We start from the raw sequence: 26,232 nt of genomic DNA on the forward strand, positions 1-26,232 counted from the left end.
GCCGCGCTTTTAATCACCTCGCTCTCGAATGCAAGGGGTAGAGGCGCGTTAGCTTTCATATTTCTGAAAAGCTTGTGACTATCCACCGTTGGAATTGCGCCAGGAGTTGAAGTCCGACATGGTTTTGGTGGCAATTTTCTGCATGACAGCGGGCGGAACGGCCGTCCATGGATCGCCGCGCCTCAATGGAGCGCTTTCGGCTCCCTGGATTCGGTGGACGCGGTTGCCGGCGCCGTCCAGGACATCCCAGACATAGGTCACGGAGATTTGCGGGCCGTCCTCGAAAGCGGAGAGGTAGCCCTTCAGGATATAGCTTGCACTTGCGTCGCTGGAGCTCTTGATCGTCAAGCCAAGCGAGCGGGCATCGGCGCCGAGTTGGCGTGATAGGGGCGTGACGGCTTGAACGGGCGCGCCAATGATCGGCAAAAAGCGAATGCTGTTGCCGCCGGAAGCGGCGGCTGGCGGCAACGACGCCTGTTGCTGGTCTGGTTGCTGATCGTCGGCGGCTTGCTGCTGTTGTGGCTGCGGGTCTTCCGAAAGACGGCGGTCCGCCTCGCGCTGTTCGTCGCTCTCGGAAAATTGATTGCCGCTGGCCGGGGGAATCGATGCGGTGCGGGCGCCATCAAGAGGACGCGAGGCGTAGGGATTGGTCCCGCTCGACCGCAGCGCCGACGCCTGTTCGTCGAGCGAGCCGCTGCCGCCGTAGTTTTGCGGCTGATAGGCTTGCTGCGAGGTTTGCTGCTGATAGCCGTAACTATCCTGCGAAGCCTGATAGCTGCGGCGGGGCTGCGGGGCGGCGGCCATGCGCTCGACCTCGCGCTGCGTAACCGGGCTGGAGCCGGCATCGCCGATCGCCTCGGGCGGCGTCAACGCGTCCGTGGTGTTGCAGGCAGAGAGCGCGAGGCAAAAGCCGGCGACAGTCAATGTTATCCTGACCAGTCCCATTGCGCGATCCTTCCTCTTTCCGGTCCTCCCGTTCAGGATCGCTACTTTACGCCGCTAACGGTTAAGAAATTCGAGCGGGTGTCGGGAGAGGGCTTTCGGGCTCTGGGACGTGGTCAGATAGGTCTGCCCAAGCGTCATGGCGGTGCCGCTGTCGGAGTCCATGATGATCATGTGGACGAAAAGAGACATATTCTCCGCGATTTCCTGCGGATTGCCTATGTGGAACATCTCGTGCTCCATCCATGAAGGCGAAAAACGGGCGCCAAGAGAATAGCCGCAGGCGTTCAATCGGTGACGGGAAAGGCCGCGCTCATCCATGATCCTGGCATGCATATCGAAAACGTCGCCGAATGTGTGGCCGGGTTTCAGGACCGTCTCGATCGCCTGCAGGGTTTCCAGGCAGGCGCTGTAGAGTTCGCGATGGCGATGGCTGGGGCTGCCGATGACGACAGTGCGCATCATCGCCGCGTGATAATGGGCATCGACGCCGGCCCATTCGAGCGTGAGCTGGTCCTCGGCATCGAGCTTGCGGCGGCCTGCCTTATAGCGGCAGAGCAGAGCTTCCGGGCCAGAGCCGATGATGAACTCATTGGCGGGATAGTCGCCGCCTCCCACGAAGACCGCACCTTGCATGGCGGCCAGGATATCGGCTTCGTCAGCACCCGGCTTGATCAAGGACAAGGCGGCATCGAGCGCATCGTCGGCGAGCGCCGCGGCGCGTTCGATGCGCGCGACCTCCGCAGGGCTCTTCGTCAGACGCAGGCGGCTGATAATATAGGAGGCGTCGACAATCTGGCCGAAGCTGGAAAGCTGATGGTCAAGCAGGTGGGCAATGCGGCCCGTCATGCCATGCGTGTCATATTCGACGCCGATGCGCGCACCGAGAAGATCAAGCTCGACGAGCAGTTCCTTGAGATCCGCCGCCGGATCGGCATTGGGGCGATCGACCCAGATGCGGATATCGGTGATGATTGATGTCAGTTGCGCCTGGCGAAGATCGGCAGAGCGCGTCAGAAGCGTCATCGATCCGTCTGCCTTGACGACAAGCGACTGAAAGAAGCAATAGCCGAAGGTGTCGTAGCCCGTCAGCCAATACATGCTCTCCTGCGCAAACAGCAGCATGGCGTCGAGCTTTTCTTCCTGCATTCTGGCAAGCAGCCGGGCGAGGCGGGCATCGAATTCGCTGCGTTCGAACTGCAGGGCCATGTCAACTCGTCTCCGCGATGGCGATTGCTGAGATCTGCCGACCGTAATCCGGCTCCTTCGCATGCGTCGTGCGGCGATAGGAGAAGAAGCGGTCGGAGTCGGGATAGGTGCAGAGATCAAGGCTTTCCGCTGTCACGCCTGCTTTGCGCAAGCGATCGACCGTCAGTGCCGGCAGATTGAACATTGCATGACCGCTGCGTTCGGAGGGTGCGAAATATTTGCTATAGCCGGCATCGTGCGCCAGGAAGCGATCCACGAATTCCGGGCCTACCTCGTAGCTTGCCTGGCTGATGGAGGGGCCGAGACAGGCGATGATCGCCTCGCGGCGGGCGCCGAGTGCGACCATAGCGTCGATGGTGTTTTCGAGTACGCCGGTCAGCGCCCCCTTCCAGCCCGCGTGGGCAGCGCCGATGATGCGATTTTCCGGATCGGCGAAAAGGATGGGACCACAATCGGCGGCCAACACGCCGAGCGCGATGCCCGGCGTGGCGGTGACCATCGCGTCGGCTTCCGGGCGGTTGCCGTCATAGTGGGCGTCGACGGTAACGACGTCAGGCGAATGAACCTGATGCACCGTCGCGAGCCTTGCTGCGGGCAAGCCGAACCAATCAGCGACACGGCGGCGGTTCTCCTGCACGTGCTCGCGCTCGTCCTTCGAGCCGAGCCCGACGTTCAAGCCGCGATAGATACCCTCGGAAACGCCGCCGGCACGGGTGAAATAGCCATGACGAATGCCGGCAGCCTCGGCGGCGCTCAGCAGCGTGCTTGCAATTGGTGTCGGCAACTGGAGCGTTCCTTGAGTTGTGGTTTTGCCTGTCGTGCGATGAATAACGCAGCTGCGGCGAAGCAGTTCGATTTAACCGGGATGTTGACCCAGCGCGGCGTTGACTGTCAATCCGCAGGATCGACAGTCACGGTTCAGCTGACGGGACGAAAGGGCAGGAGGTCGATCGCCGGGCTTGAAACCGCGAGAGCCTTGAAGAGCTCCCCCATCTTGCCTTCGCCGGCTGCGGCCAGCCTTTCCACGGCGATCTGGATGTTCTCCTGCGTTGTCGCATCCTGGTCGCGGCCGAGCGCTGCCGCCCGTTCCAGCAGGCCGAGCCCGACAAGAAAATCGCCCTGATGGCAGCATCCGTTGATGTGCATGCCGGAGGCGAGTGCGGTTTGAGCCAGATCTTGAAAGTCGACGTGGCTGGTCAGGTCCGCTTCGCCGGGATGCTCCAGCGGCGGGTCGTATTCGTGCATCCGTACGGCCTGCAGCGTGTCGCCAAAACCGGTGGCCATATGCCCGTAATCGATGGCGAGCGCCGTGCCGCCATGAGCCGCGAGCCTGTCGCAGATGGTGGTCATCACGGCCTGGCGGGCGGGTGCTATTTCAAAGATGGCGCCGATCGGCGGCGGCCCCCCATCCGGGAGAAGGGCGGGATCGAGCGTTGCGACACCGGTTGTGAAGGTCAGCTCGTCATTGATATCGAGCCCAACCGCGCGCTCGCGAAAGCCGCTCTGCGTTCGTACGAATTGGCGGATAGGGATGGCATCGAAGAGCTCGTTGGCGGCAAGCAGGGTAAAGCCGGCAGGGACTTCGCCGAAGTCCGTATGCCACGTGACCTTGGCACCGTGCGCCTCCAGCGTCTGCTTCTGAAAACCTTGCAACCGTTCGCTGGTCTCGACCAGATGTACCGTCATCGTGTCATAAAGTGGAGGCGCCAGCTTGCCGATGACGCGCAGCATGTCGGCCATCATGGTGCCGCGGCCGGGGCCGATCTCGACGAGCCGCACGTCGACCGGCGTCCCGTGGCGTTGCCACGCATGCACCATGAAGACACCGATCATCTCGCCGAAGAGCTGGCTGACTTCAGGTGCGGTGACGAAATCACCGGATTGGCCGAAGGGTTCACGCGTCTTGTAATAGCCATGCACCGGATCGGCGAGACACAGCGAAAAATAATCGGTGATGCTCAATGGCCCATTGGTGCGGATGATGGCTTTTATCTTTTCCCCGAGCGCCGTCGTCATTCGTTGCTTTCGCTAATGCGGGGCCCTGACAAGCTGGGAGTGCCTTCCGACAGAGACCACGCGATATTAAACCTCAACTCAAGCCGGCTGCCTGGCCGCTGCCCGGCCGGCACGAACAACTGCCCACAGGCCGATGGCAATCATCGGAAGCGACAACACCATGCCCATCGTCAGCCAGTTCGTCCCGAGCAGATAGCCGAGTTGCCTGTCAGGTTGACGGAAGAATTCGACAAAAATACGCGAGAGTGCGTAGCCGATAATGAAAATACCGCTCACTGTCCCCGGCTTCTTCAGTGCAAGTGTCCAACGGGTGAGCGCGAACAGGACGAAGAAGAGCACAATGCCTTCGACACCGGCTTCGTAAAGCTGGCTTGGGTGGCGCGGGTCGGGACCTGCAGCGCAGATTCCGTTGTTGGCATCGATCAGATGCTGACTGCAGAACACCATCGCCCAAGGAACATCGGTGACCCGGCCCCAAAGCTCGCCATTGACGAAATTGGCGATGCGGCCAAAGAAAAGCCCGATCGGCGCAACGGCGGCGACGATGTCGAACATGCTCCAGACCGGAATCTTATTGCGTCTGGCAAACAAAAACATGGCGATGGTGGTGCCGGTTAATCCACCATGGAAGGACATGCCGCCCTTGTTGATCTGTATAGCCCGTATCGGATCGTTCAAGACCGGACCCAGATCGTAGAACAGGATGTAGCCGATACGACCGCCCAGAACGATGCCGACCGCGGCCCAAAGGATGAAGTCATCCAGATGCTGGCGCGTCATCGGCGCAGTATCGTTCAGCCACAGCTTGCCGTTGTCGATCAGCTGCCTTGCATAGAGCCAGCCGAGCAGAATGCCCGCCACATAGGCAAGCCCATACCAATGAACCGGAACAGGCCCGAGCCAAATGGCAACCGGATCGAGATCCGGAAATGGGAGAATGGCGGCGAGATTGGCGGATGTCAGCAAGATCGTCAGGCCCGTTGTCGCATGTTTCCCGAAGGCACCCTGCCTTTTCGGTGTGAGACCATGCTATATCCAAATGTGCGCGGAACATGGCGTTCGCTATCGAAACGGTCAAGTCGATTGTTGTTATGCCCGTCTGTGCCGGCCCGGTTGTCCCGTCCTATCTCAAATTGCTTGCATCGGCCTCTTGGAAATCCTACCTCCACTCTATCTGGCCCATATTGATGCCTGACCGTTTAGGGCCGACGGGCGCAAGGAGATTGCTATGAGCACTGGACCGAACCGTATCATGGATGAATTCGCCAAGCTGATGACCGATGCCGCCGGTGCTGCCCAGGGCGTGCGCCGCGAAATCGAGACGGCTTTCAATGCGCATGCCGAGCGTTGGCTGAACAGCATGGACATCGTCAAGCGCGAGGAGTTCGAGGTCGTTCGTGAAATGGCGATCAAGGCGCGCGACGAAAACGACGCACTGCTCGCGAGAATCGAAGCGCTGGAAGCAAAGCTTGCATCCAAGGGCAAGTAAACACGCATTGCGTTAGTTGAGATCGGCGCGGCACACGTTTGCCGCGCATTTTTATATGAAATTTTTATCTGCTTTTCCACCTGTGGACATCATCAAAAAAGCCAATCGCCAGAGTCGGTTATGACTCCCTTCTGAATAGGTGTCGGAAGAGCTTTCCACAGCGCCGTTTCCAAAAACGAAGCTCAGGGGCTGGCAGGCCGGGCATGCCGCTATACACTGATTTTAAATGATGATTCGAAACGGACTTGGTAAGCTCCGGGCAGGGTGGACGCGTTAGTCTGGCAGCCGTTCAACATCATCCCGAGGATGTTTCCGGAGTAAAACTGTTTGCGTTCTCTCAGTGTTGAACCACGTGAAAACTGCATTCGTTCCGGTCAAGAAGGTGCTGCATGAGCCTGATGGAAGTGGAAGTCGAACGACAATCGAATCCGGTTGACATGATCGAGTTCGTGGCCGCGAACAACGACTGGTCGTTCGAGCGGTCCGGCGAAGACGAAATCGCCATGACCGTCGAAGGGAAATGGACCGATTATCATGTCTCTTTCTCGTGGATGGAGGAATTCGAGGCGCTGCATATCGCCTGCGCCTTCGACGTGAAGGTGCCCGAGCCGCGCGTCAACGAGGTGATCAAGCTGCTGTCCTGCATCAACGGGCAGGTGCTTATGGGCCATTTCGATCTGTGGCGGCAGGAAGATATCGTGATTTTCCGCCAATCGCTGCTGCTCTCGGGCGGCGCGGAGCCAACCAACCGACAGGTGGAAGTGTTGCTTTCCAACGCGCTTGACACCTGCGAGGCGTATTATCAGGCTTTCCAATTCGTTGTGTGGTCAGGCCTCGATGCCAACCGCGCGATGGAAGCCGTGCTTTTCGAAACCGTAGGCGAAGCGTGATATGACGAGCGAACATTCCGCCAGCACCCTGGCATCCTCCGGGCCGATCATCCTGATCGGCGCGGGCAACATGGGAGGCGCTTTGCTGACGGGATGGCTGAAGAACGGCGTGTCCGGATCTTCGGTTGTTGTCGTCGATCCCAATCCATCCGAGGCGATGCGCCAGACGATTGCGGATGCTGGTGCCAGTCATCTGACCGGCGTTCCCGTCGGTATCAAGGCTGGTGTCCTATTCGTTGCCGTCAAGCCGCAGGTCATGGATTCGGTTTTGCCGCCGTTCAAAGCGATCTTGGATGCCGAGACGGTTGTCGTATCCATCGCCGCCGGCAAGACGATCGCGTCGCTTGAAAACCACCTGGGAGAAGCCGCGACAGTGCGCGCTATGCCCAACACGCCTGCCATGGTCGGTCGCGGCGTCACCGGCGCCTTTGCGAATGCCAGGGTCAGCGAGCGGCAGCGGCAGCTCGTTCAGAACCTGCTGAAAGTTTCCGGGCCGGTCGAATGGGTGCCGGAGGAGGCCGATATCGATTCTGTGACGGCGGTTTCAGGCAGCGGGCCGGCCTATGTTTTCTATCTCGTCGAATGCATGGCGGAGGCGGGCCGGAAGCTGGGCCTGCAGGCGGACCTCGCTATGCGGCTTGCACGGGAGACTGTCGCGGGGGCTGGTGAGTTGCTCCATCAGTCCCCCGACGACGCATCGCGTCTGCGTCAGAACGTAACATCGCCTGGTGGCACGACAGCTGCGGCTTTGGGGGTTTTGATGGCGGAAGACGGTATGCAGCCCTTGTTCGATGCCGCGCTGGAAGCGGCGCGCAAGCGGGCACAGGAGTTGGCCGGCTAGAGCGACAACAGGAAAAGTGCGCGGCGGCCTTTGTCCGGAAGCGCGTGGAAACAACAAGCGGAAATGGTTCAGTGCTTCCAAGGAGCGCTGAACCATTTCCGCTTTGGATAGGAAAGGCAGTGCTATGGCGGAAGAAATCACCTTTGGCGATTTCGAGCGGGTGGATATTCGCGTCGGGACGATCATCGAGGCCGAGAATTTCCCGGAAGCGCGCAAGCCGGCATACAAGCTGCGGATCGATTTCGGACCGGAAATCGGCGTCAAGCGCTCGTCAGCGCAGATTACGGTCCATTACACGCCGGAGACTCTTGTCGGTCGCCAGGTGCTTGCCGTCGTCAATTTCCCGCCGCGCCAGATCGGGCCGGTGCGTTCCGAGGTTCTCACCTTGGGTTTCGAAGATGAGACGGGGGCGATCGTCCTCGCTGCAGTGACGCAGCCGGTGCCGAACGGCAAGAAGTTGATGTGATCGGTGCCCTTTCCTAAAGGAAAGGGCCGAGCTCAATGAATATCGCGCGACACAGGATCGGTCAGGCTGAAGTGAAGAAACTCCGCTTCGAAGCCTTCGCGTTGGGGAGAGCAGAAGGCCGGGCCGACCGCTAGTTCCTCCAATGTCGGATCGAACCAGGCAAGTCTTGCCATCCGCCATTCGTTCATGCGGTCGGTGCGATACTGGATGAAAAGAGCGTCGCCATTGCGGGTCACACGCGCTGATATGGCGTCGAACTCGTGATCAAGCCGGAATGCGGACCAATCGGAATTGCCGTTGGTGACGACGACGCTGAAATGTTTGGCGTTGTCGGTGTATTCGATCCCGCACTTCATCCAGTGCCTGGCGTCATGCCGGATCATCAGGCCGGCCTGATCGTAGAGTTGCTGATAATGCCCGATGAAGCTTACTTCCGCGGTAAAATCGCCGCGATGAGACTTGCCGAGGAAATGGCCGTCGTCGCGATGGAAACGATAGTAGGTTTCCTGCCAGAAGTCGGTCTTGTTATCCGAGCGTACGAATAGCCGTCCCTGGTTCATTTCCCACGCCTGCGGCGCATTCAGCCAGTGCATGCCATCGATGTCGATCGGCATAATTGCCTCCTCAGGCGGGGATTCGGATCGTGGCGCGCAGGCCGCCTAGCGGGCTGTCGCCGAGGGTGACATTGCCGCCGTGGCTGCGCGCAATGTCACGCGCGATGGCAAGGCCAAGCCCGGTGCCGGATTTGTCGAGATTGCGAGCGGAGTCCAGCCGGAAGAATGGCTTGAAGACATCCTCGCGCGCTTCGACAGGAATGCCCGGGCCGTCGTCGTCGAAGACGATGGTCAGCCATTTGGCACTATGCTTGGCTTCTATGCGCAGGTTCGTCGCGTAGCGGCGGCTATTGGTGGCGAGATTGGTGACCAGGCGGGTAAAGGCATTCGGGCGAACGGAAATTTCGTCGTCACCCTCGATGGAAAAGTCCATGGACTTGCCATGCAAGGTAAAGTCCTGCCGGATCTTTTCGAGAATATCGCTGAGTTTGAACTGGCCGACATCCTCCTCCGCTTCACCGCGCGCAAAGGCCATATAACCCTCTAGCATGCTCTGCATGTCCTCAACGTCTTCATTGAGGCCAATAAGATCGGGGTTGTCGCCGACGAGGGCGAGCTGAAGCTTGAAACGCGTGAGCACTGTGCGCAGATCGTGGCTGACGCCAGACAGCATGGCCGTACGTTGTTCCAACTGGCGCTCGATGCGCTCCCGCATGAGGATGAAGGCGAGGCCGGCACGGCGAATTTCATCGGCGCCTCTGGGGGAGTAGTTTTCGAGCCTCTGTCCCTTGCCGAAACTCTCGGCGACCTGGGCCAATGCCAGGATCGGCCGGATCTGACCGCGCAGGAACAGTACGGCGATGCCGATCAGCACCAGCGAGGTGCCGACCATCCAGAGGATGAAGATATGGGTGTTGGAGGCATAGGTCTGGCTACGCTTGGCGAAGACGCGCAGCACCTTGTCTGGCAGCTTGACGCGGATTTCGACGAGGCTGGAGTTGCCGACCGTATCGATCCAGAAGGGCAGGTTGATCTGATCCTTTATCTCGTCGCTCAGGATGCCGTCGAGGATCGAGAAAAAGGGCTTGTCGCGCGGTTGCGGCAGCTCGCCGCCCGGTTCGATCGATATGACGAGGTCCAGCTTCTGCCGTGCCATCTGGGTTACGGCGGAATAGTCGGCGTCCTGCGGGTAAGTCTGGATAATGGTGATGATCGCGGCGATGTCGCGCGTCGTCGCCATGGACAGCCGCTGCGTCACCATCTGCCAGTGACGTTCCATGAAGACGATCGTGACGACCGCCTGCAGAATGATCATCGGCAGAATGAATATGAGCAGGGAGCGCGCATAAAGGCCGGTCGGCAGCACATATCGGCGCATCCAGCGCGACAGCCACCGAAGCCCGTTGGTCGGCGTGTGATCCTGCTCGCGTCTGATCGAATCGAATGTCACCATCGCCGTTGATCCTGGAAGCCGAGCTCAGTCTATGCTCAGGCGGTAGCCGATGCCGCGCACCGTCTGCAGCCAGATAGGGTTGGCGGGGTCGTCTTCAATCTTGCGGCGCAGCCGGTTGATTTGGACGTCGATGGTTCGCTCGCCGACTTCGGCTTCATTGCCGATAAGCTCATGGCGCGGGATGGTCTCGCCGGCGCGCTTGGCGAAAAGCAGCATGATTTCCTGTTCTCTGTCCGTGAGCCGGATGAGTTCGGCTGATTTCTTCAGCTCCTTGCGGGTCAGGGAAAACGTATAGGGCCCAAACATCACAAGCTCGATCTTGGGGGAGTCGGCAGGGGTGTTCCGCCGCAGGATATTGTTGACGCGCAGCACCAGCTCGCGAGGATCGAAGGGCTTTGGCAGATAGTCGTCCGCGCCGGCTTCAAGGCCCGCAATGCGGGAATCGGCCTCGGCAAGCGCGGTCAGCATAATGACGGGAATGTTCTTGATGGCCCGCAAGCTCGATGTCAGCGAGATACCGGACTCTCCCGGCATCATCACGTCCATGATGATGAGATCGAAATCCAGTCCCTCGAGCTTGCGTCGCGCTTCGGCGCCATCGGCCGCTGCCGTCACGCGGAAGCCCTTTTCCATAAGGTAGCGATTGAGAAGGGCGCGGATACGCGTATCGTCATCCACCACCAGAAGATGTGCCGCATCGTCCGAAATAACTGTTTTCGTCGTCATTCGATCCGTCTCGATCCTGTCCTACCCACGATTGATATGAGGCATTCCGTACCGGATTCGCGGCTGGTATTGCCGTCACTTGCCTGTTTGCATTCCCCTCAGGAAGCGTTTCACGCTTTCGCGTGTCGCGTCCGATGCGCCCTCGAATGCCCTTTCAATACGGCGCGATTGCGGCTCCGCCAGTGCCAGCGCCAGATCGCGGCCGGCCTGTGTCGGATAAAGCTTGCGCTGCCGCCGGTCCTCCGGACCCGCAACCTGATGAATATAACCCGAATCGATCAATTGTTTGAGAACCCGTGCCAAACTCTGCTTGGTGATCTGCAATGTTTCCAAGAGGTCTGCAACGGTCATGCCGGGTTCGCGGTTAACGAAATGAACGACGCGGTGATGAGCTCGTCCGAAACCGCTCTTGATCAGGATCTGATCCGGGTCCGACACGAAATCGCGATAGGCGAAGAAAAGCAGCTCGATGATCTCGAAGTCGATGCTCCCCGCATTCTGCATCGGCGTTGCCAGCAGCTCAGCCCTTGCCGCGTTCTGGCTCATCTGTCGTGGCACTATAGCATTTCCTTTTTATTTTTTGCGCGTTTGCGAAATTTACGCAAAAATATGTCAGCTTTATTGACGTATTTTTACGCCATCGTTCGCTGCTGCACAATGCCGTGCGGTTTGAAAGACTGCGCCATTTCGGGAAATCTAAGTGTGGATCCGTAAAACTCCAACCTATTTCGACTTTTCTCTGCCGCCAAAGCGAGAGGCTGTTAAAAAGGGCTGTGTCTCCCTGCGGCAAGCAAGAGGTCGCCGTGATCGCATCAGTGCTTCCGGCGAAGCATCCCGAAGGGGAGCTTCCTTCGACAAAGCAAACACCGTCGAGTGATTGCAAATGGAACGGCTCAAGTTCCAGTCAATCGCGTTGCACACTCAGCCCTCTTTGTGCGCTGTCCGCAACGCAGCGCCGGCCACGCACGGTGCGGCCGCGGGAAAGCCGAATGTTCTGACCCGTAAGGGTCGGATGTTTTCTCCGACCCTTACGGGTGTGATCCTTACGACTTACGGCCGAGAACTGCGCCGACGATCGCCGAAAGCACGCCGCCGGCGATCAGCGCAGATATGCCTTGAGCTACAAGGCCGGTGAGGGCGTCGCTGCCGATAAGCTTGAGAATGACGCCGCCGCCGAGCCCGCCAATGGCACCCGCGATCGTTCTGGCAACGAGATTGATACCATCCTGCTTCAGGACGCCGCTCGCTGCGTTGCCGCCAATGGCGCCGGCTATCAGTTGTGTGATGATAGGCCCTAGACTTTCCATGTGATTGCCCTTCTCCCAGTGTTCCGGAGACGCTTCCGGATGCCTCTCGTCGCGCCCGGGATCGATGCCTGGGAGCGGCGGTAATCCTCACTGGTATTAGGACTACATCATGCACCGGCCGGTGGAAATAGAAGGGCAACCCAAACGAGAGAAAACCTGAATAATTTCAGGGGAAATCCAGGTTCTTGGCACGCGGCCTTCCGGCCACATGCCAATTTCGCCAACTTTCTCATGCCTGGCTGCGAATCATCGGTAGACGTAGACAATACGGCGTGTGCCCGGATCGACCAGCACCGGCTGGTGGTTCACCTCGACATAGCTGTATTGATAGTCCGGAATGCGATGCACTTCGACGCTGTGGGGAACCGTTGCGCCGACGGCCAGATCACCGCTCAGCTGAACCGTATCGACCGGGTTCTCATCGATATAGCTTCGGATTTCTTCAGGAGGCGTCACCGCGACCACTTCACCGCCGCTTTGATCGACCGGGCCTAACAACTGGTCGTCCGGGCCGGGTTGGGCGACTTGAACGCTACCGGTTTTGACCGGGTCCGTCTGTTCGTAGGTGATGGTCGGAATGCCGAGGTCGTCACGATGCTCCTGAACCATGACCGGCGCGCCGTTCTGTTCGACGCTGAGATATTGCGCATAGACCCAACCACGCATTCCGTTGACGTCGACGCGACACCAGCGGCTGCCTTCGACGCAGCCGTCAAGCGTTGCCTCGGAGCCACGTGTCGCGACGCCAATCTTTGGAAACTCGGCGCCGGGGCCGGAACGGACTTCAATGTCGCTAGCGGTGGTCGCGGCCATTTCGGCCCGCGCCAAGCCGGCGGTGCTGACAAGGACAAGGCCTGCCAGCAACAGATTTCTCTTCAAGGACATTGGTTTTCTCCTTCTGCCTTTAAAGACCCTTCCTCAACGCTTGGTGCGCTTCAGTGTTCCGATCGAGACGGCTTACTTCTGTGATCCGTTGGCAGAGTGATCGGGTAACTACCGGAATCATCTTCATAATTTTGACTGTATCGGTGTTGGGCGCATTGACTGGCGGTTTGTTCCGGATGGCTGGGGGCTGTTTTGCGCGGAGTTTGCGGCTATATCGACAATAAGGCATTCAAACAGACGAGGCATTCATGGGCATGCTCCAGGCCGGCATCATTCCGGTGACCCCTTTCGAACAGAACTGCACTATCCTGTTCGATCCGGAGACGAAAGAGGGCGTCGTGGTCGATCCAGGCGGCGATGTCGACATTATCCTGCAGACGGTGCGCGAGAATGGCATCGCCCTGAAGGCCATATGGCTGACCCATGGTCACATCGATCATGCCGGCGGTGCTGACGAGGTCAGGGAAAAGCTGGGTATCGAGGTGATCGGCCCGCATGAGGGCGATCGCTTCCTGCTCGAGGATATCGAGGGCAAGGCCAAGATGTTCAACATCGACGGCGTGCGTAATGTCGTGCCGGATCGTTTCCTGAAGGAAGGGGACAAGCTTTCCTTCGGCGAGCATGAGTTCGAGGTTTTCCATTGCCCCGGTCATGCGCCCGGCCACGTCATCTTCTTCAACCGCAAGCAGGGCTTTGCGCATCTTGGCGACGTGCTTTTCAATGGCTCGATCGGCCGGACGGACCTGCCGGGCGGCAATCATGAGCAGCTGCTTGATTCAATCCGCGACAAGGTTTTCCCGCTCGGTGACGAGGTTGGATTCATCTGCGGTCACGGTCCGGGCAGCCGGATCGGCGATGAACGCCGCACCAATCCCTTCCTGCGCGGGCTGTAGGAAGAGGTTGCTTGCTTGCGGGCGATCTAAAGCGCGTCGCGATCTTTCAGATTCGCTTCATGCGCTTTAGCTCTTTGATTTCACGCATGTCGTAGCCGCAAAACCGCTACACACTTTTGCGCGACATGCTCTAGCCGCCCCCACAGCATCTGATGTCATCGACAAGCAAAGTCGCTGCTTCTGCTCTCGGATTTATCAACCCGCTGCGGCCCTTAATCAGTCGGCCGTGCAGAAGTGGCGCATGCCGTCATAGCCGACATAGGTGCCGCTGCGGCCGTCGAAGCTTCTGTAGCGATCGTAGCAGTAGCGCATCCAGGCTGACGACCAGGGACGTAGGCCCGAGACCGGCGGCGCGTAATAGCTCACATCGCGCTCGACATAGACGCGGCGCGGTGCCGGGCGATAGTAGTAGGGCGGGGGAGGCGCGTCGTAATCCGGTTCGGCGTAGACCGGTCCAGGCTCCACATAGCGCGGTTGGCTGGCTATGGCCGAGCCGACGATCAGGCCGGTGGCGAGACCCGCGGCACCGAGCGCCCAGCCATCGCGATGACGCCAATAATCACCCGCCGAAGCGGCACTCATAGACGTCAGCGTCAATGCTGCAGCCATGGCGGACATGACGAGCGATTTGCCGAGTATGGTCATTGGTTTGTCCTCTCAGGAAAACGGGATAACTGTCGTTCCCGCTCTTTCATGAGCAGTAAATTATGCGCGGCAAACTGAATACAGACTGAATGACAAAACCCGGCATTTCTGCCGGGCCTCAACTCGAATGATAACCGTAAGGGTCTTAGCCAGCAATCTGGAGATTGACGGCCTTCGGTCCCTTGCCGCGGCGATCCGGTTCCGTGTCGAAGCTTACCTTCTGGTTTTCCGACAGTCCTGCCAGGCCGGAAGCCTGAACCGCAGAAATGTGTACAAAGATGTCTGCGCCACCCTTGTCCGGTTTAATAAAACCGAAGCCCTTATCGGTATTGAAAAACTTTACAGTGCCAGTCTCGGCCATGCCTCAGGTCCTTTTCTCTCTGCCCACCATCCACACGGGCAGCATTACTGTGTTGCCCCTGCGGGCGCTTGCAGGCAGTTCTCGAAATTTTAAGGAAAAGGTCCCCTATACCTCGGCATGGTCTCGATGCGATGTTTGCCACCCCGCATTTTAACCAGCTGACCGGAATATTAGCGTCTCCGGCGCGCAATTCTATTAGGACTTCCCATGCTCTAAAAATGCCCGAACATCGCTGAGATTGCTGTGTTTATTGGGAATTGGCAAGCAAAAGTTTTCTAACGTATCGCCGTGAACACAGTTCGGTAACCCGACTGTGCTAATGCGATTCGCAAATTTTCTCACTTTGGAACAAGTTTCTAAGGTTTTCGCATCGCTCGCGATATAGCTTTGGCGAAATTTTCCCAAATCGGCGGGGATGAACGCTGATTTTCGATTGTTCAAAAAAATTTCAAAAACTGTTGCAATCCAACGGATGTGGCCGCCATTTCAGGCCGTTTTCACGCTGCTGCGTTCCGCCGGCGCACCAATTCGGGCACCAGTTCTACGGCGAGCATGGCGACAAACATCAAGGCGCAGCCGGCATAGCCGAGCGGGCCCATGGTTTCGCCGAGGATCAACGCTCCCAGGGAGGCCCCGAACAAGGCTTCCGAAGCGAGAAAGATCGCGGCCTGCGGCGCGGTCGTGTAGCGCTGGCCGATGACCTGCAATGCGAATGCCAGCCCGGACGAGAATATGCCGACATAAAGGATTTCGCCGAGCGCTGCCTGGATGCTCGCAAGGCTGATCGGCTCGACCACGGCTGCAACGGCAAGGGCGAGCAAGGCTGTGACCGCGAATTGCGTGGCGGAAATGCTAAGTGGCCGGCCGGTCTCGATGACAGCAGATCCGGCGAGGGTGATTTGCGCTGCCCAGAAGAGCGCACAGACGACTGTCAGGAAATCCCCCGTCGTCAGGCGGGAGAGTGATCCGCCAGAGAGGAGATAGATGCCACAGAGCGCCATGAGCGCCGCGGGCCAGATGATCCAATGCGGTGAACGCCGCATGAAGATAACGGCGATCAAGGGGACGAAAACGACGTAGAGGCCGGTAATGAAGCTGGAATTGGTGACGGTTGTCGTCAAAAGTCCGAGTTGCTGTGTCGCGGCGCCACCGAATAGCGCGACGCCGATTATCGCAAAGGACAGCCAGTTACGGGTCTGCAATGGCTGCTTGGCCTTTCGGCTTTCCATCCAGACGAAGGGAAGCACGACCACCGTGGCGACAGCGAACCGCAGGCCGATGAACCAGAATGGTCCGATCGACTTCATTGCCGTCGACTGCGCGACGAAGCCGCCGCCCCAGATCGCGGCAGCAAGCAACAACAACAAATTCGCCTGTATGCGAGACATCTGCATCCTGCCGAAGGGGGGAACGAATAGCCGACCGTTAGCAGTTGCTTTTGCGCGCGGCAAGGGTGAAAGGCGTCGCAGCTACACCGCTAGTTCGTTGCTCTTGAAACCCGCAGCAGGGCGCCATTGTCTTCGTCCGTGGTGATCAAAAGCGCGCCGTCGGGGGCGACGATGATGTCGCGCATGCGGCCAAATTTGCCCTCGAACATGCGCTCGCGTTCGGTAATCTTACCGCTTGCGTCACGATCGAGGCGTGACAGCAACTGGAATTTCAACGCGGTAACCAGCAGATCGCCGTTCCATTCGGGAAACATCTTGCCGCGATAGACGGCAATCGCGCCGGGGGCGATCGACGGATCCCAATAGAAAAGCGGCTGCTCCATGCCTTTCTTCGCGGTGCCGATGCCGATCTTCGTGCCGTTGTAATTGACGCCATAGGAGATGACCGGCCAGCCATAGTTCTTGCCGGCTTCGGGCGCGTTGATCTCATCGCCGCCTTTCGCGCCGTGTTCGGCCGTATATAGCCTGTTCGTCTCGCTGTCGAAGGTGATGCCCTGCGGATTGCGATGGCCTTTCGACCAGATTTCCGGCCGGGCACGCTCACCGCTTTTGAAGGGATTGTCGGCCGGAATGCTGCCGTCGGAGCCGATATGGATGATCGAGCCGGCATCGTCGTGGAAATCCTGGGCGCGGTCCTGTTGGCCACGATCGCCAAGGCTGACGAAGAGACTGCCGTCCTTGGCGATGGCAATGCGCGAGCCGTACTGGATATTGCCGTGCGACAGCTTGTTCATCACAAAGATGCGCTTCACATGGGTGAGCTGTGTTTCGTCTGCCGACAATTTTGCGCGCAGGACGGCGGTACCGCTACCACCGGCTCCCGACACGGAAGCGGTGAAATAGAGCGTTCGATTGCTGCTGAATTTCGGATCGAGCTCAACATCCAGCAAGCCGCCCTGTCCGCGAGCGTGAACCGGGGGCACCCCGGCAATCGCCGGCGATACTTTACCATCGCGGATCAAGCGCATGCGGCCGGTTCGTTCGGTAACCAGGTAGGCGCCGTCGGGCAGAACGGCGACGGCCCAGGGGTGTTCGAGCCCGGAGGCTATCGTTTCGACCTTGAGCGCTACCTTTTGCGTCTTGAAGGGCTGCGCGGTATCCGCGATCGCGAGACTTGCGGGCAACAAGACGGAAGCTGCCAAGGCAATTGAAAGTCGTGTTGCTCCAACGCGCATGTTTCCATCCCCCGTTATACTGTTTTCGCAAGGTGGGTCGAAGTATCCGTCGTTCAAGTCCGTGCATGGTGTAGATAACGTCTTTGTGTTCACGAGTTCGGCGTTGCGATCTACGAGCCTTCGGACTGGCGGGTCGCCGAAGGCGCCGATCTCTCGACACAAAAATCCGGGCCGCTGCTTCAGGAAGGACGGCGACTCCAGGAGGCTATTGTTTTACATCGGAAATCCTGTCTGTCTTGAGAAATTGAATCAGGAACTTCGCAAACTGATTCAAGCTTTGAGCGGAGACGTGCGCGGTCCCGCTCGTCACAGGGCTGCCAAAATGTCGGGCGCGGTGCCTCGTGCTCGCCCGAAAATGGAAGAAGAGGTCAGGCCCGAAAGCCAGGAAATAAAGCCACTGTGACGCCTTTGCGCTTGAAACGTCGGCCCATATTCGACATAGAGCTTAGCGCAGAAATCTGGTCCACAGGCTTTCTGCCCACTTCAACCGAATAGGACCGATCATCATGGCCTTTCTTGCCGACGCTCTTTCCCGTGTAAAGCCTTCTGCCACCATCGCCGTTTCCCAGAAAGCGCGCGAGTTGAAAGCAAAAGGACGTGACGTGATCGGCCTCGGCGCCGGTGAGCCGGATTTCGATACGCCAGATAATATCAAGACGGCCGCCATCGACGCGATCAATCGCGGCGAGACGAAGTACACGCCGGTTGCCGGCATTCCGGAACTGCGCAAGGCGATCGCCGCCAAGTTCAAGCGCGAGAACAATCTCGACTATACTCCCGAGCAGACCATCGTCGGCACGGGCGGCAAGCAGATTCTGTTCAACGCCTTCATGGCGACGCTGAACCCGGGTGACGAAGTCATCATCCCGACTCCATACTGGGTGTCCTACCCGGAAATGGTGTCGCTGTGCGGCGGTACCCCGGTTTTCGTCGCGACGACGCAGGCCAACAATTTCAAGCTTCAGCCGGCCGACCTCGAAAAGGCGATCACGCCGAAGACCAAGTGGTTCATGTTCAACTCGCCGTCCAACCCGTCGGGCGCTGCCTATTCGCATGACGAGCTGAAGGCGCTGACGGACGTGCTGGTCAAGCATCCGCATGTCTGGGTCTTGACCGACGACATGTACGAGCACCTGACCTATGGCGAGTTCAAGTTCGCCACGCCGGTCGAAGTCGAGCCGAGCCTCTACGACCGCACGCTGACGATGAACGGCGTCTCGAAAGCCTACGCGATGACCGGCTGGCGCATCGGTTACGCTGCCGGTCCGCTGCAGCTCATCAAGGCCATGGACATGATCCAGGGTCAGCAGACCTCGGGTGCGACCTCGATCGCCCAGTGGGCCGCCGTCGAAGCGCTGAACGGTCCGCAGGACTTCATTCCGCGCAATAAGAAGATCTTCGAAGGCCGCCGCGATCTCGTTGTCTCGATGCTGAATCAGGCAAAGGGTCTTTCGTGCCCGGTTCCGGAAGGCGCTTTCTACGTCTATCCGTCCTGTGCAGGATTGATCGGCAAGACGGCTCCGACCGGCAAGGTCATCGAGACGGACGAGGATTTTGTGTCCGAGCTGCTGGAAGCGGAAGGCGTTGCCGTCGTGCACGGTTCGGCGTTCGGCCTTGGTCCGAACTTCCGCATTTCCTACGCGACCTCGGAAGAACTGCTCGAAGAAGCTTGCCGTCGCATCCAGCGCTTCTGCGGCGCTTGCAAGTAAGCACTCGAAAATAGATCAAGCGAAAGCCCGCCAGAGATGGCGGGCTTTTTGCGTTTGGGCTGCGTGTTGCAAATTCAACAACTGATTCAAGTGCTTCCCAAATTGAATCTGCTATTCGGCGCAAGTGCTTGAATTCGGAGTCAAAGTCCGAGAATCGTCAGCATGATGAAGGTGGCGAAGAGGATGAAATGGGTCATGCCCTCGATGGCGTTGGTTTCGCCGTCGTTGAGGTTGATGGCTGCGACGATCAGCGTGATCATGACCATGACTGTCTGCACCGGCGACATGGCCATGATGAACGGCTGGCCCGTATAGAGTGCGATCGCCTCCATGACGGGCACGGTCAGGATCACCGTCGATAACGACGCGCCCAGGGCGATGTTGACCGTCGCCTGCATACGGTTCCGCAGTGCTGCGCGCAGGGCCGTCAGGATTTCCGGGGCGGCCGAGATTGCGGCGACGACGATAGCGGCGATTGCGGGTGGTGCGCCGGTGCCTCTCAGGCCTGTATCCATGAATGCCGACATGAATTCCGCCAGCACGCCGATCAGGACGACACCGATCAAAATAGTGACGATGGATGTCGTTGTGGATTCATCCTCGTGATGTTCTTCGGGCATCGCAAGCTTCTTCTCGGTACGCGGATAGCTGTAGCTGAAGAAATAGCTGTGCCTGCCTACCTGCATGCGCAGGAACAATGCGTAGAGCGAGATCATCGCGACGATGGTGAAGGCGGAGTAATAATGCCATTTCGCGCTGGGAATGAACTCCGGCACGATCATCGAGATGCCCATGGCGGTCAGGATCATCACGCCATAGGTTCTGCTGGAGTCATCATTATAGGGTTGCTCGCCGTGTTTCAGGCCGCCGAGAAGGGCTGCAAGCCCGAGGATGCCGTTGATATCGAGCATGACGGCCGCGTAGATCGTGTCGCGCACCAATGTCGGGGAGCTTTCGCCACCCATCATGATGGCGAGAATGATGACTTCCACGGCAACGGCGGACAATGTCAGGATCATCGTGCCGTAGGGGTCGCCGACCTTCGCTGCGAGGTTTTCGGCGTGATGGGCAACGCGCATGGATGCCAGCACAATCGTTGCGATCAATGCAACGGCCGCGATCATTGACGCGGTCTGTCCCATTTCCAGCACCGAATGCTCGCCTAGATAGGCAATGACGGCGATCGCCAATGCCACGAACAGGGCCTTTTCCTGCTTAAACCACTTCGCTGAGATCACGTTCCCACCTTTGCGCCGATTCCCGGTTGCACTCTAAATCAATGATTTCGCACATCAAGCGTGCGTCATTGCGGGCGGGATTTGCAGTCGGCATCATTTAATGGAATACTGTGCATATCGGTCTGCCCAACCCAAACGTCGCGGCATCCTCGAATCCGTCTCAGATGCACGCGGTCCTGCCGGCAATGTCCGGATGTGAAGGTCTTGGCAGATGAGAAGGAGGGTCTGAATGATCAAGGTCGTATACGAAGTCGTGCCGCATGACGGCGGATGGGCATATCGTTTCCACGATGTCTATTCGGAGGCGTTTCCGACACATTCCGAGGCAGTGGAAGCCGCCAGGATTGTTGCGGCAGAGCAGCAGGTCGGGGGCGACTCCGCGGAGATCAGCTGGCAGGACGAAAGCGGCAAATGGCATGAGGAATATGCCGACGGCGGCGACCGACCGGAGACTGAAGTCATTGATGGCCAGAAGCATTTCCCGCCGGTGGATACGGCTCCCGGTGCATGAACCTACAGTATGCCGATCGCCTTTTCGATGATCGCGTCGACGAAGTGACGCTTCTCGGCGGTGTAGCGGTCGCCATCGTGCCGATGGATTTCGGCTAGTTTCAGCTTCAAATCGGCATAAGCTGCCGCGTCAACCGGGTGCGCTCGTAAATAGTCCCGGAAGATCATTCTGCGTTCATGTGTCCGGTTGTTCGGAGGACAAAGATAGACACGCTCGGGTGGCCGGCCATTGCGCAGGATGAAGGCCCAGACCTCATCTTCGTAACGATTGCCGCGCGGCTCGTAGCCTTGGCCCAGAAGATTTTGTGTTGCCGCCGGGATGTTGGCTGGGCTGCGTAGAACAATGTCGATATCGATGAGCGGCTTTGCTGTGAGACCTGGAATGGATGTGCTGCCGATGTGCTCGGTCGTCAGGACATGAGGCGACAGCAGCCGATCGAGCTTATCGCGGATGCGCAGGAAATCTTCCGGCCAGCTCGGGTCATATGGCACCAACTCCACGGCCGTACCTGCGGTCATGCTCGGCCCTCCAGATCATTTCCCTTGATATAATCAAGCAATCCGGCGACGAGGGCATCGAACGTCACGCGGCAGCGCGGCGATGTCTTCAGGTTTTCGTGCATCACGATCCAGGTCTCGATCGAGACCTCCATCTCGGGCAGCAGCCGCAGAAGGTTCGCGTCGCGGTTTGCCAAGGGGATTTGATAGAAACCTATGCCGATGCCGGATCGCAGGGCGTTATGCAGCGCGATGCTATGATCGGATCGAAAACTGAACGAGATGCCGTCGAGCATCGGGTATCGCTTCAGCATCGTGCGCACATAGGCCGTCTGGCGATCGAAACCGATCAGCTTGTGCTGGTGCAGTTCCTTGATCGTTTCGGGTTTGCCGTGGCGCTCAATATAGCTGCGATGAGCGAAGAGACCGAGAGAGATGGCGCCGACATGGCGGGCGAGCAACGCTTCTTGCGCCGGCGCGACCATGCGGACGGCAATATCGGCCTCGCGCTGGAGCAGGTCTTCCACAATGTCGGAAGCGGACAATTCCACGATCAATTCGGGATACTGCGCCTGCAGGCCGGCAAGGATCGACGGCAACACTTCCGTCCCGATCACCTCGCTGGCGCTGATGCGTACCGTGCCGCTGACCTTATCTCTTGCACCGGTGGCCGCGCGCAGCAGCGCTGCGGTCGTGCTGGCCAATGTCTCGGCGTAGGGTTTCAGAACGAGCGCGGCATCGGTCGGCAGCAGGCCTTGTTGCGAGCGGGTAAACAGTTCGGCACCGACCGATTGTTCCAGAGCATCGATATGCCTGCCGACCGTGGGCTGCGTCAGGCCGAGGTCGCGCGCAGCCGCCGACAACGAGCCGTGCTCCAGCACGGCAAGAAACGTACGATAGAAGTCCCAACTTGGTTCGGATAGTGATACCATACATTTATGTATATCATCTCTAGAATTTTCGGCAATTTCGTTTATCGCATGACCGACGCATAGTCAGCCCATCGAAACCGATGGAGACGACCATGAGCAACCACACAGAACATACGAAAACCGCTTTGATACTCGGCGCTACCGGCGGCATTGGCGGCGCTGTTGCCGAAGGGCTTGCCCTTCGCGGCTGGCACATTCGGGCGCTGAACCGCAACGCTGTGGGTGCCGCTCGCCGCCAGCCCCACTTCGATTGGGTGCAAGGTGACTCCATGCAGGCGGCAGACGTCCTCAAAGCTGCAGAGGGAGTTGATGTCATCGTGCACGGGGTCAACCCACCCGGCTATCGCAACTGGGGTCAGTTGGTCCTTCCGATGCTGGACAATACCATCGCCGCTGCAAAGGCCGTTGGCGCCCGGATCGTTCTGCCTGGTACGGTCTACAACTTCGGTCCCGACGTATTTCCGCATGTCGCCGAGGACAGTGCGCAGCGGCCAAAGACCCGCAAGGGCGCCATTCGCGTGCAGATGGAGCGGCGTTTGAGGGCGGCGGCCGAGCAAGACGGCACCCCTGTCATCATCGTCCGAGCTGGCGATTTCTTCGGTGGCGCCCGCGCCAATAGCTGGTTCTCACAGGCCATGGTGACGCCGGGCAAGCCGATCGGATCGATGACTTATCCGGGCAAGCGTGGTGTCGGTCATCAATGGGCCTATCTGCCCGACGTTGCTGAAACGATGGTCCAACTGATTGAAAAGGGCGATGAGCTGCCCGTCTTCGCCGTCTATCACATGCGCGGCCATTGGGATGGCGACGGCACGCAGATGGTCGATGCCGTGCAGCGCGTGCTTGGACATAAAATAAAGGTCAAGGCATTTCCGTGGTGGATGGTCCCGCTCGCCGCTCCCTTCGTTCCATTTATGCGTGAGCTGCGCGAAATGAGCTATCTCTGGGACGTGCCGCTGGAAATGCGCAACGACAAGCTGGTCGCCACCCTCGGCGAGGAACCGCACACACCCATCGATGCGGCGATCCGCGCAAGTCTGGCATCGATCGGTTGCTTACAGGCTAAGGCCGCCTGAGGCGGCCTGTGTACTCAATCTTGTCAAAGCACATTGGGCGACGGTGAGATGCAACCTAGCATTCTTTGCGTCATCGTCGCCCAGGAGCCATGCCGCCGAAAGCACCTGCATAGGTGCTGATCCATTGCAGCATGCGTTTCGATTCAAGGGCCTCCTCCTTGAAAACAACCATGTTCGGTAATTGTGGGCAGTTGTGGATTGTCGAATTTCTCGTCTAAACCGAGGGCAATCTTGAACATCGCGGTCAGTCTGTGCTCAGGGCTGAGGACAGGCTTTCAGCAGTTACAGTCAAAGTTGCTATCCCTTGCTTGAGGCGCTCGGCACTGCTGGCAGCGAGTAGCGGGATTACGTTTCCTGACGAAAGCCTCGCCCAGGCGAGAGCCGCCTGGCTCGGTGTCAGGCCGAGGATTTGCGCGGCCCTTCGAAGCCGGTCGAGCCGTGCCCGATTTTCTACGGTATCATAAGCCTTGGGCAGCACCCCTGTTTCATACGCACCGCCGAGAAGAGTGGCATAGGAAATGAGCGGTATATCGGATGTCTGCAGATAGGTTTCCAGTGTCGAATCTATCGTCTTCTGCGGACCAAAATCTGCGCCGGCCATCGGTTGTAGATAGCTGTAGCGCTGCTGCAGGCAGCAGTAGGATGACCAACCGTTTCGTTCGCTTATGCCCTTGGCAGCGATGATGCGTTCGAGGCTGTGGTTCGAGCAGGCGATGGCGCGAATCTTGCCGTCTTCGCGCAGGCGCTCAAAGGCGGATAGCGTTTCTTCCTGGGCGACGGCATCATCCTGGATATGCGCATAGTAGAGGTCGATATGATCGATGCCGAGCCTTGAAAGGCTGGCTTCTGCCGCCCGTGCGATTGCGTGCGCTGCGAGCCCCTCCGCTGCTTCGAAACCAGCGCCGGGGCGGGTCGGCTGCGCGCCGACTTTTGTCGCGATCGTCATATCATGGCGCCTGCCGCGAGCGCGAAGCCACTCGCCAAGCATCTTTTCGCTCTCGCCTCCAACGCCATTGGGAGCCCAGAACGCATAGTTGTTTGCGGTATCGAGAAAGCGGCCGCCAGCCTCATAGTAGGTATCCAGCAGTTCGAAAGAAGCGTCACGATCAAGCCTCGTGCCGAAGTCCAGACATCCCAGGCAGAGCTCCGAGACGTGCAGGCCAGAGTTACCGAGCGGCTTGGTTTTCATTGGACATCCCCCGATATCGTTGAAGTTTCCCGTCAATGATCGTCAGCGCCGATTGCAGCGCCGCCATATCCGCGACGACTTTTGCGCGGTGCTGCTCCAGCAAGGCGATGCGATCCGGCACGTTTGAAAGGCCGGCACGCACGAGATTGCTGAATTTCTTCATGTTGGCGATCGGCATGCCCGATGATCGCAGGCACATGAGGAGCGATATCCAGTGGAGGTCCGCATTCGTATAGACGCGGCGACCGGCGGAATTTCTCGCGACCATATCGAGCAACCCAGCCCGCTCGTAATAGCGAAGCGTATGCGGGCTCAAGGCCAGTCGCTCTGCCGCTTCCCCAATCGAAAATGCGTCCATTTTCCCTCCCGATCATCATGGCAGTCCGTCAATTATCGGACTGTACGATTTAGAGCGCGCTCCAAGTCAAGAGGGATCGAAGGGATTTCCGAAGGAGCGAGAAATCGGAATTATATAAATAAAAATAATCGGTTGGCTTCTGTGGGGTGTCGAGCTCAGCCGTGTCCGGTAATTCTGCAGGGCGCTCCCGCAAACGAATGTTGCGAGAGCTGTCTGATCGAGGCTGGTCTCACCGTCTGAACGTCAACGGCGGGTGCCTACGGATATCCCTGTGTTCAAGCTGCCTCGTCCAGCGTCGGATAATCGGCATAACCCTTTGCGCCGCCGCCGTAGAGAGTCGTCTGATCCCATTGGGCCAATGGAGCGTTTTCTTCCAGGCGCCGGACGAAATCCGGGTTGGAGATGAAGGGCTTGCCGAAAGCCACCACATCAGCCTTGCCGCTTTCGACGGCTTCGATCGCCATTTCGCGGGTATAGGCGTTGTTGACCATCCAGCCGGCCTTGCCGCCCGCGGCCTTATAGGCGGCGTGCAGAGCGTCGTAGTCGAAGGGCAGGGAGTCACGCTTGCCGCCGGTCTGACCTTCGATGACATGGATATAGGCGAGATCATATTTCGCCAGACCTTCGACCACGTAGGTGAAGAGCTGCTGCGGAGCCGGATCGCTGGCATCGCCCGAGGCTGTGACCGGCGAAATACGGATCGCCGTGCGGCCGGCGCCGATTTCCTTGGTGATGGCATCGACCACCTCGAAGAGGAAACGCGCGCGGTTCTCGATCGAGCCGCCATACTGGTCGGTGCGATCGTTGACATTGCCGCGCAGGAACTGATCGAGCAGATAGCCGTTGGCGCCGTGGATCTCGACACCATCGAAGCCGGCATCGATCGCCGCGCGGGCGGCCTTGCGATAGTCCTCGACAATGCCCGGGATTTCCGATGTTTCCAATGCACGCGGCTCCGAAACATCGGCAAAGCCGCCGGTGCCGTCGCTGTTGACGAGATAGGTCTTCGACGTCTCCGCGCGCCTGGAGGTGGAGGAGACCGGCTTGCCGCCATTCGGCTGCAGGGTGGTGTGGGAGATGCGGCCGACATGCCACATCTGCACGACGATCTTGCCGCCATTGGCGTGCACAGCGTCCGTCACCTTCTTCCAGCCCTCGAGCGCTTCCTTGGTGTAGAGGCCCGGCACGTTGGCGTAGCCCTGGCCCTGATGGGTGATGGCGGTTGCTTCGGTGATGATGAGGCCGGCGGTGGCGCGCTGGGCGTAGTATTTGACGTTCAGTTCGTTGGGCACGGCATTCGGGGAGCGATTGCGTGTCAGTGGCGCCATCACGATGCGGTTGGCAAGCGAGATGTCGCCCAGCTTCGTCGGTTCAAACAGTTTGGTCATAGTTCGTCCTTTCTATGTGGGGGGGAGGAGGAAG

General features: G+C 58.9%; 29 protein-coding genes. 8 read left to right on the top strand and 21 right to left on the bottom strand.

The window, feature by feature from the left end; translation table 11 throughout:
* Positions 1-78: 78 nt before the first annotated feature.
* The 5 genes from ACIQJ2_RS10930 to lgt form a co-directional block, all read right to left on the bottom strand.
* Complete coding sequence (locus ACIQJ2_RS10930) at positions 79-945, bottom strand: hypothetical protein (protein ID WP_400673644.1); 867 nt, start codon at positions 943-945, stop codon at positions 79-81.
* Between the two features lie 54 nt (positions 946-999).
* Positions 1,000-2,151, bottom strand: a complete 1,152-nt coding sequence (locus ACIQJ2_RS10935; protein WP_400673647.1) for a M24 family metallopeptidase — start codon at positions 2,149-2,151, stop codon at positions 1,000-1,002.
* Position 2,152: 1 nt separating this feature from the next.
* On the bottom strand, positions 2,153-2,935 hold the full coding sequence (pgeF, locus tag ACIQJ2_RS10940; protein ID WP_199142491.1) for a peptidoglycan editing factor PgeF: 783 nt from the start codon (positions 2,933-2,935) through the stop codon (positions 2,153-2,155).
* Positions 2,936-3,069: 134 nt separating this feature from the next.
* Positions 3,070-4,167, bottom strand: coding sequence for a class I SAM-dependent methyltransferase (locus ACIQJ2_RS10945; protein WP_400673651.1), 1,098 nt, complete (start codon positions 4,165-4,167; stop codon positions 3,070-3,072).
* Positions 4,168-4,245: 78 nt separating this feature from the next.
* Positions 4,246-5,133, bottom strand: coding sequence for a prolipoprotein diacylglyceryl transferase (gene lgt / locus ACIQJ2_RS10950; protein WP_400673654.1), 888 nt, complete (start codon positions 5,131-5,133; stop codon positions 4,246-4,248).
* A gap of 262 nt (positions 5,134-5,395) precedes the next feature.
* Here lgt and ACIQJ2_RS10955 point away from each other — a divergent pair, with 262 nt between their 5' ends.
* The 4 genes from ACIQJ2_RS10955 (at position 5,396) to ACIQJ2_RS10970 (ending at position 7,853) form a co-directional block, all read left to right on the top strand.
* The gene (locus ACIQJ2_RS10955) at positions 5,396-5,656 is read left to right on the top strand and encodes an accessory factor UbiK family protein (RefSeq protein WP_199142485.1); all 261 of its coding nucleotides are present in this window, start codon (positions 5,396-5,398) and stop codon (positions 5,654-5,656) included.
* Positions 5,657-6,045: 389 nt separating this feature from the next.
* Complete coding sequence (locus ACIQJ2_RS10960) at positions 6,046-6,546, top strand: YbjN domain-containing protein (RefSeq protein WP_184703153.1); 501 nt, start codon at positions 6,046-6,048, stop codon at positions 6,544-6,546.
* Between the two features lies 1 nt (position 6,547).
* Positions 6,548-7,387 carry a pyrroline-5-carboxylate reductase gene (gene proC, locus ACIQJ2_RS10965; RefSeq protein WP_400673658.1) on the top strand — a complete coding sequence of 280 codons (840 nt, stop codon included), beginning with the start codon at positions 6,548-6,550 and terminating at the stop codon, positions 7,385-7,387.
* Between the two features lie 124 nt (positions 7,388-7,511).
* Complete coding sequence (locus ACIQJ2_RS10970) at positions 7,512-7,853, top strand: tRNA-binding protein (RefSeq protein ID WP_199142481.1); 342 nt, start codon at positions 7,512-7,514, stop codon at positions 7,851-7,853.
* Between the two features lie 32 nt (positions 7,854-7,885).
* Here ACIQJ2_RS10970 and ACIQJ2_RS10975 read toward each other — a convergent pair whose 3' ends face one another.
* From ACIQJ2_RS10975 to ACIQJ2_RS11000, 6 genes are all read right to left on the bottom strand, one after another.
* Positions 7,886-8,467, bottom strand: coding sequence for a DUF1349 domain-containing protein (locus ACIQJ2_RS10975; RefSeq protein WP_400673661.1), 582 nt, complete (start codon positions 8,465-8,467; stop codon positions 7,886-7,888).
* A gap of 10 nt (positions 8,468-8,477) precedes the next feature.
* A complete protein-coding gene (locus ACIQJ2_RS10980; protein ID WP_400673664.1) occupies positions 8,478-9,860 on the bottom strand; it encodes an ATP-binding protein in 1,383 nt (460 codons plus the stop codon).
* A gap of 24 nt (positions 9,861-9,884) precedes the next feature.
* On the bottom strand, positions 9,885-10,586 hold the full coding sequence (locus ACIQJ2_RS10985) for a response regulator (protein WP_199091544.1): 702 nt from the start codon (positions 10,584-10,586) through the stop codon (positions 9,885-9,887).
* 75 nt (positions 10,587-10,661) lie between these two features.
* A complete protein-coding gene (locus ACIQJ2_RS10990; protein ID WP_199091575.1) occupies positions 10,662-11,132 on the bottom strand; it encodes a MarR family transcriptional regulator in 471 nt (156 codons plus the stop codon).
* A 497-nt stretch (positions 11,133-11,629) separates the two neighbouring features.
* The gene (locus tag ACIQJ2_RS10995) at positions 11,630-11,893 is read right to left on the bottom strand and encodes a hypothetical protein (protein WP_199151698.1); all 264 of its coding nucleotides are present in this window, start codon (positions 11,891-11,893) and stop codon (positions 11,630-11,632) included.
* 246 nt (positions 11,894-12,139) lie between these two features.
* A complete protein-coding gene (locus ACIQJ2_RS11000; RefSeq protein WP_400673668.1) occupies positions 12,140-12,778 on the bottom strand; it encodes a DUF1236 domain-containing protein in 639 nt (212 codons plus the stop codon).
* A gap of 248 nt (positions 12,779-13,026) precedes the next feature.
* Here ACIQJ2_RS11000 and ACIQJ2_RS11005 point away from each other — a divergent pair, with 248 nt between their 5' ends.
* Positions 13,027-13,671 carry an MBL fold metallo-hydrolase gene (locus tag ACIQJ2_RS11005; protein WP_400673671.1) on the top strand — a complete coding sequence of 215 codons (645 nt, stop codon included), beginning with the start codon at positions 13,027-13,029 and terminating at the stop codon, positions 13,669-13,671.
* 216 nt (positions 13,672-13,887) lie between these two features.
* Here the strand turns inward: ACIQJ2_RS11005 and ACIQJ2_RS11010 are convergent, their stop codons facing one another.
* From ACIQJ2_RS11010 to ACIQJ2_RS11025, 4 genes are all read right to left on the bottom strand, one after another.
* Positions 13,888-14,316 carry a BA14K family protein gene (locus ACIQJ2_RS11010; protein WP_400673674.1) on the bottom strand — a complete coding sequence of 143 codons (429 nt, stop codon included), beginning with the start codon at positions 14,314-14,316 and terminating at the stop codon, positions 13,888-13,890.
* Between the two features lie 145 nt (positions 14,317-14,461).
* Positions 14,462-14,677: a cold-shock protein gene (locus tag ACIQJ2_RS11015; protein WP_004116423.1), complete on the bottom strand. Its 216-nt coding sequence runs from the start codon at positions 14,675-14,677 to the stop codon at positions 14,462-14,464.
* 497 nt (positions 14,678-15,174) lie between these two features.
* Positions 15,175-16,065 (bottom strand): DMT family transporter, encoded by an 891-nt coding sequence (locus tag ACIQJ2_RS11020; protein WP_400673679.1) that lies wholly within the window; start codon positions 16,063-16,065, stop codon positions 15,175-15,177.
* Between the two features lie 89 nt (positions 16,066-16,154).
* Positions 16,155-17,300, bottom strand: coding sequence for a PQQ-dependent sugar dehydrogenase (locus tag ACIQJ2_RS11025; RefSeq protein ID WP_400673682.1), 1,146 nt, complete (start codon positions 17,298-17,300; stop codon positions 16,155-16,157).
* A 506-nt stretch (positions 17,301-17,806) separates the two neighbouring features.
* Between ACIQJ2_RS11025 and ACIQJ2_RS11030 the strand changes: the two genes are divergently transcribed.
* Positions 17,807-19,009: a pyridoxal phosphate-dependent aminotransferase gene (locus tag ACIQJ2_RS11030; protein ID WP_400673685.1), complete on the top strand. Its 1,203-nt coding sequence runs from the start codon at positions 17,807-17,809 to the stop codon at positions 19,007-19,009.
* Between the two features lie 140 nt (positions 19,010-19,149).
* Here the strand turns inward: ACIQJ2_RS11030 and ACIQJ2_RS11035 are convergent, their stop codons facing one another.
* On the bottom strand, positions 19,150-20,205 hold the full coding sequence (locus ACIQJ2_RS11035) for a calcium:proton antiporter (RefSeq protein ID WP_400673776.1): 1,056 nt from the start codon (positions 20,203-20,205) through the stop codon (positions 19,150-19,152).
* A 271-nt stretch (positions 20,206-20,476) separates the two neighbouring features.
* On the opposite strand from ACIQJ2_RS11035, the gene ACIQJ2_RS11040 reads away from it, so the two are divergent.
* Positions 20,477-20,758, top strand: a complete 282-nt coding sequence (locus ACIQJ2_RS11040; RefSeq protein ID WP_199144982.1) for a DUF2188 domain-containing protein — start codon at positions 20,477-20,479, stop codon at positions 20,756-20,758.
* Between the two features lie 2 nt (positions 20,759-20,760).
* On the opposite strand, the gene ACIQJ2_RS11045 is transcribed toward ACIQJ2_RS11040, so the two are convergent.
* Together ACIQJ2_RS11045 and ACIQJ2_RS11050 are read right to left on the bottom strand one after the other, a co-directional pair.
* On the bottom strand, positions 20,761-21,276 hold the full coding sequence (locus ACIQJ2_RS11045) for a GrpB family protein (protein ID WP_400673689.1): 516 nt from the start codon (positions 21,274-21,276) through the stop codon (positions 20,761-20,763).
* Positions 21,273-22,187, bottom strand: a complete 915-nt coding sequence (locus ACIQJ2_RS11050) for a LysR family transcriptional regulator (RefSeq protein WP_400673692.1) — start codon at positions 22,185-22,187, stop codon at positions 21,273-21,275. Before ACIQJ2_RS11050 ends, ACIQJ2_RS11045 begins: the two co-directional genes overlap by 4 nt.
* 92 nt (positions 22,188-22,279) lie before the next feature.
* Between ACIQJ2_RS11050 and ACIQJ2_RS11055 the strand changes: the two genes are divergently transcribed.
* Positions 22,280-23,263: an SDR family oxidoreductase gene (locus ACIQJ2_RS11055; RefSeq protein ID WP_400673695.1), complete on the top strand. Its 984-nt coding sequence runs from the start codon at positions 22,280-22,282 to the stop codon at positions 23,261-23,263.
* 244 nt (positions 23,264-23,507) lie between these two features.
* On the opposite strand, the gene ACIQJ2_RS11060 is transcribed toward ACIQJ2_RS11055, so the two are convergent.
* From ACIQJ2_RS11060 to ACIQJ2_RS11070, 3 genes are all read right to left on the bottom strand, one after another.
* Entirely contained in the window at positions 23,508-24,452 is a 945-nt protein-coding gene (locus ACIQJ2_RS11060; protein ID WP_400673698.1) for an aldo/keto reductase, read from the bottom strand.
* The gene (locus ACIQJ2_RS11065; RefSeq protein WP_400673701.1) at positions 24,430-24,810 is read right to left on the bottom strand and encodes a MerR family transcriptional regulator; all 381 of its coding nucleotides are present in this window, start codon (positions 24,808-24,810) and stop codon (positions 24,430-24,432) included. The genes ACIQJ2_RS11060 and ACIQJ2_RS11065 overlap by 23 nt, the downstream gene beginning before the upstream one ends.
* A gap of 275 nt (positions 24,811-25,085) precedes the next feature.
* Positions 25,086-26,198 carry an alkene reductase gene (locus ACIQJ2_RS11070; RefSeq protein WP_400673704.1) on the bottom strand — a complete coding sequence of 371 codons (1,113 nt, stop codon included), beginning with the start codon at positions 26,196-26,198 and terminating at the stop codon, positions 25,086-25,088.
* Between the last annotated feature and the right edge of the window lie 34 nt (positions 26,199-26,232).

Origin of the sequence: Rhizobium sp. NPDC092011, from assembly GCF_044756305.1 — a bacterium.
Lineage (GTDB): Bacteria > Pseudomonadota > Alphaproteobacteria > Rhizobiales > Rhizobiaceae > Rhizobium.

Coding starts and splice junctions, on each gene's coding strand:
- ACIQJ2_RS10930 (WP_400673644.1), bottom strand. CDS start 945: ATGGGACTGGTCAGGATAACATTGACTGTCGCCGGCTTTTGCCTCGCG.
- ACIQJ2_RS10935 (WP_400673647.1), bottom strand. CDS start 2,151: ATGGCCCTGCAGTTCGAACGCAGCGAATTCGATGCCCGCCTCGCCCGG.
- ACIQJ2_RS10945 (WP_400673651.1), bottom strand. CDS start 4,167: ATGACGACGGCGCTCGGGGAAAAGATAAAAGCCATCATCCGCACCAAT.
- ACIQJ2_RS10955 (WP_199142485.1), top strand. CDS start 5,396: ATGAGCACTGGACCGAACCGTATCATGGATGAATTCGCCAAGCTGATG.
- ACIQJ2_RS10960 (WP_184703153.1), top strand. CDS start 6,046: ATGAGCCTGATGGAAGTGGAAGTCGAACGACAATCGAATCCGGTTGAC.
- proC (WP_400673658.1), top strand. CDS start 6,548: ATGACGAGCGAACATTCCGCCAGCACCCTGGCATCCTCCGGGCCGATC.
- ACIQJ2_RS10970 (WP_199142481.1), top strand. CDS start 7,512: ATGGCGGAAGAAATCACCTTTGGCGATTTCGAGCGGGTGGATATTCGC.
- ACIQJ2_RS10975 (WP_400673661.1), bottom strand. CDS start 8,467: ATGCCGATCGACATCGATGGCATGCACTGGCTGAATGCGCCGCAGGCG.
- ACIQJ2_RS10980 (WP_400673664.1), bottom strand. CDS start 9,860: ATGGTGACATTCGATTCGATCAGACGCGAGCAGGATCACACGCCGACC.
- ACIQJ2_RS10985 (WP_199091544.1), bottom strand. CDS start 10,586: ATGACGACGAAAACAGTTATTTCGGACGATGCGGCACATCTTCTGGTG.
- ACIQJ2_RS10990 (WP_199091575.1), bottom strand. CDS start 11,132: ATGAGCCAGAACGCGGCAAGGGCTGAGCTGCTGGCAACGCCGATGCAG.
- ACIQJ2_RS10995 (WP_199151698.1), bottom strand. CDS start 11,893: ATGGAAAGTCTAGGGCCTATCATCACACAACTGATAGCCGGCGCCATT.
- ACIQJ2_RS11000 (WP_400673668.1), bottom strand. CDS start 12,778: ATGTCCTTGAAGAGAAATCTGTTGCTGGCAGGCCTTGTCCTTGTCAGC.
- ACIQJ2_RS11005 (WP_400673671.1), top strand. CDS start 13,027: ATGGGCATGCTCCAGGCCGGCATCATTCCGGTGACCCCTTTCGAACAG.
- ACIQJ2_RS11010 (WP_400673674.1), bottom strand. CDS start 14,316: ATGACCATACTCGGCAAATCGCTCGTCATGTCCGCCATGGCTGCAGCA.
- ACIQJ2_RS11015 (WP_004116423.1), bottom strand. CDS start 14,677: ATGGCCGAGACTGGCACTGTAAAGTTTTTCAATACCGATAAGGGCTTC.
- ACIQJ2_RS11020 (WP_400673679.1), bottom strand. CDS start 16,065: ATGTCTCGCATACAGGCGAATTTGTTGTTGTTGCTTGCTGCCGCGATC.
- ACIQJ2_RS11025 (WP_400673682.1), bottom strand. CDS start 17,300: ATGCGCGTTGGAGCAACACGACTTTCAATTGCCTTGGCAGCTTCCGTC.
- ACIQJ2_RS11030 (WP_400673685.1), top strand. CDS start 17,807: ATGGCCTTTCTTGCCGACGCTCTTTCCCGTGTAAAGCCTTCTGCCACC.
- ACIQJ2_RS11040 (WP_199144982.1), top strand. CDS start 20,477: ATGATCAAGGTCGTATACGAAGTCGTGCCGCATGACGGCGGATGGGCA.
- ACIQJ2_RS11045 (WP_400673689.1), bottom strand. CDS start 21,276: ATGACCGCAGGTACGGCCGTGGAGTTGGTGCCATATGACCCGAGCTGG.
- ACIQJ2_RS11050 (WP_400673692.1), bottom strand. CDS start 22,187: ATGGTATCACTATCCGAACCAAGTTGGGACTTCTATCGTACGTTTCTT.
- ACIQJ2_RS11055 (WP_400673695.1), top strand. CDS start 22,280: ATGAGCAACCACACAGAACATACGAAAACCGCTTTGATACTCGGCGCT.
- ACIQJ2_RS11060 (WP_400673698.1), bottom strand. CDS start 24,452: ATGAAAACCAAGCCGCTCGGTAACTCTGGCCTGCACGTCTCGGAGCTC.
- ACIQJ2_RS11065 (WP_400673701.1), bottom strand. CDS start 24,810: ATGGACGCATTTTCGATTGGGGAAGCGGCAGAGCGACTGGCCTTGAGC.
- ACIQJ2_RS11070 (WP_400673704.1), bottom strand. CDS start 26,198: ATGACCAAACTGTTTGAACCGACGAAGCTGGGCGACATCTCGCTTGCC.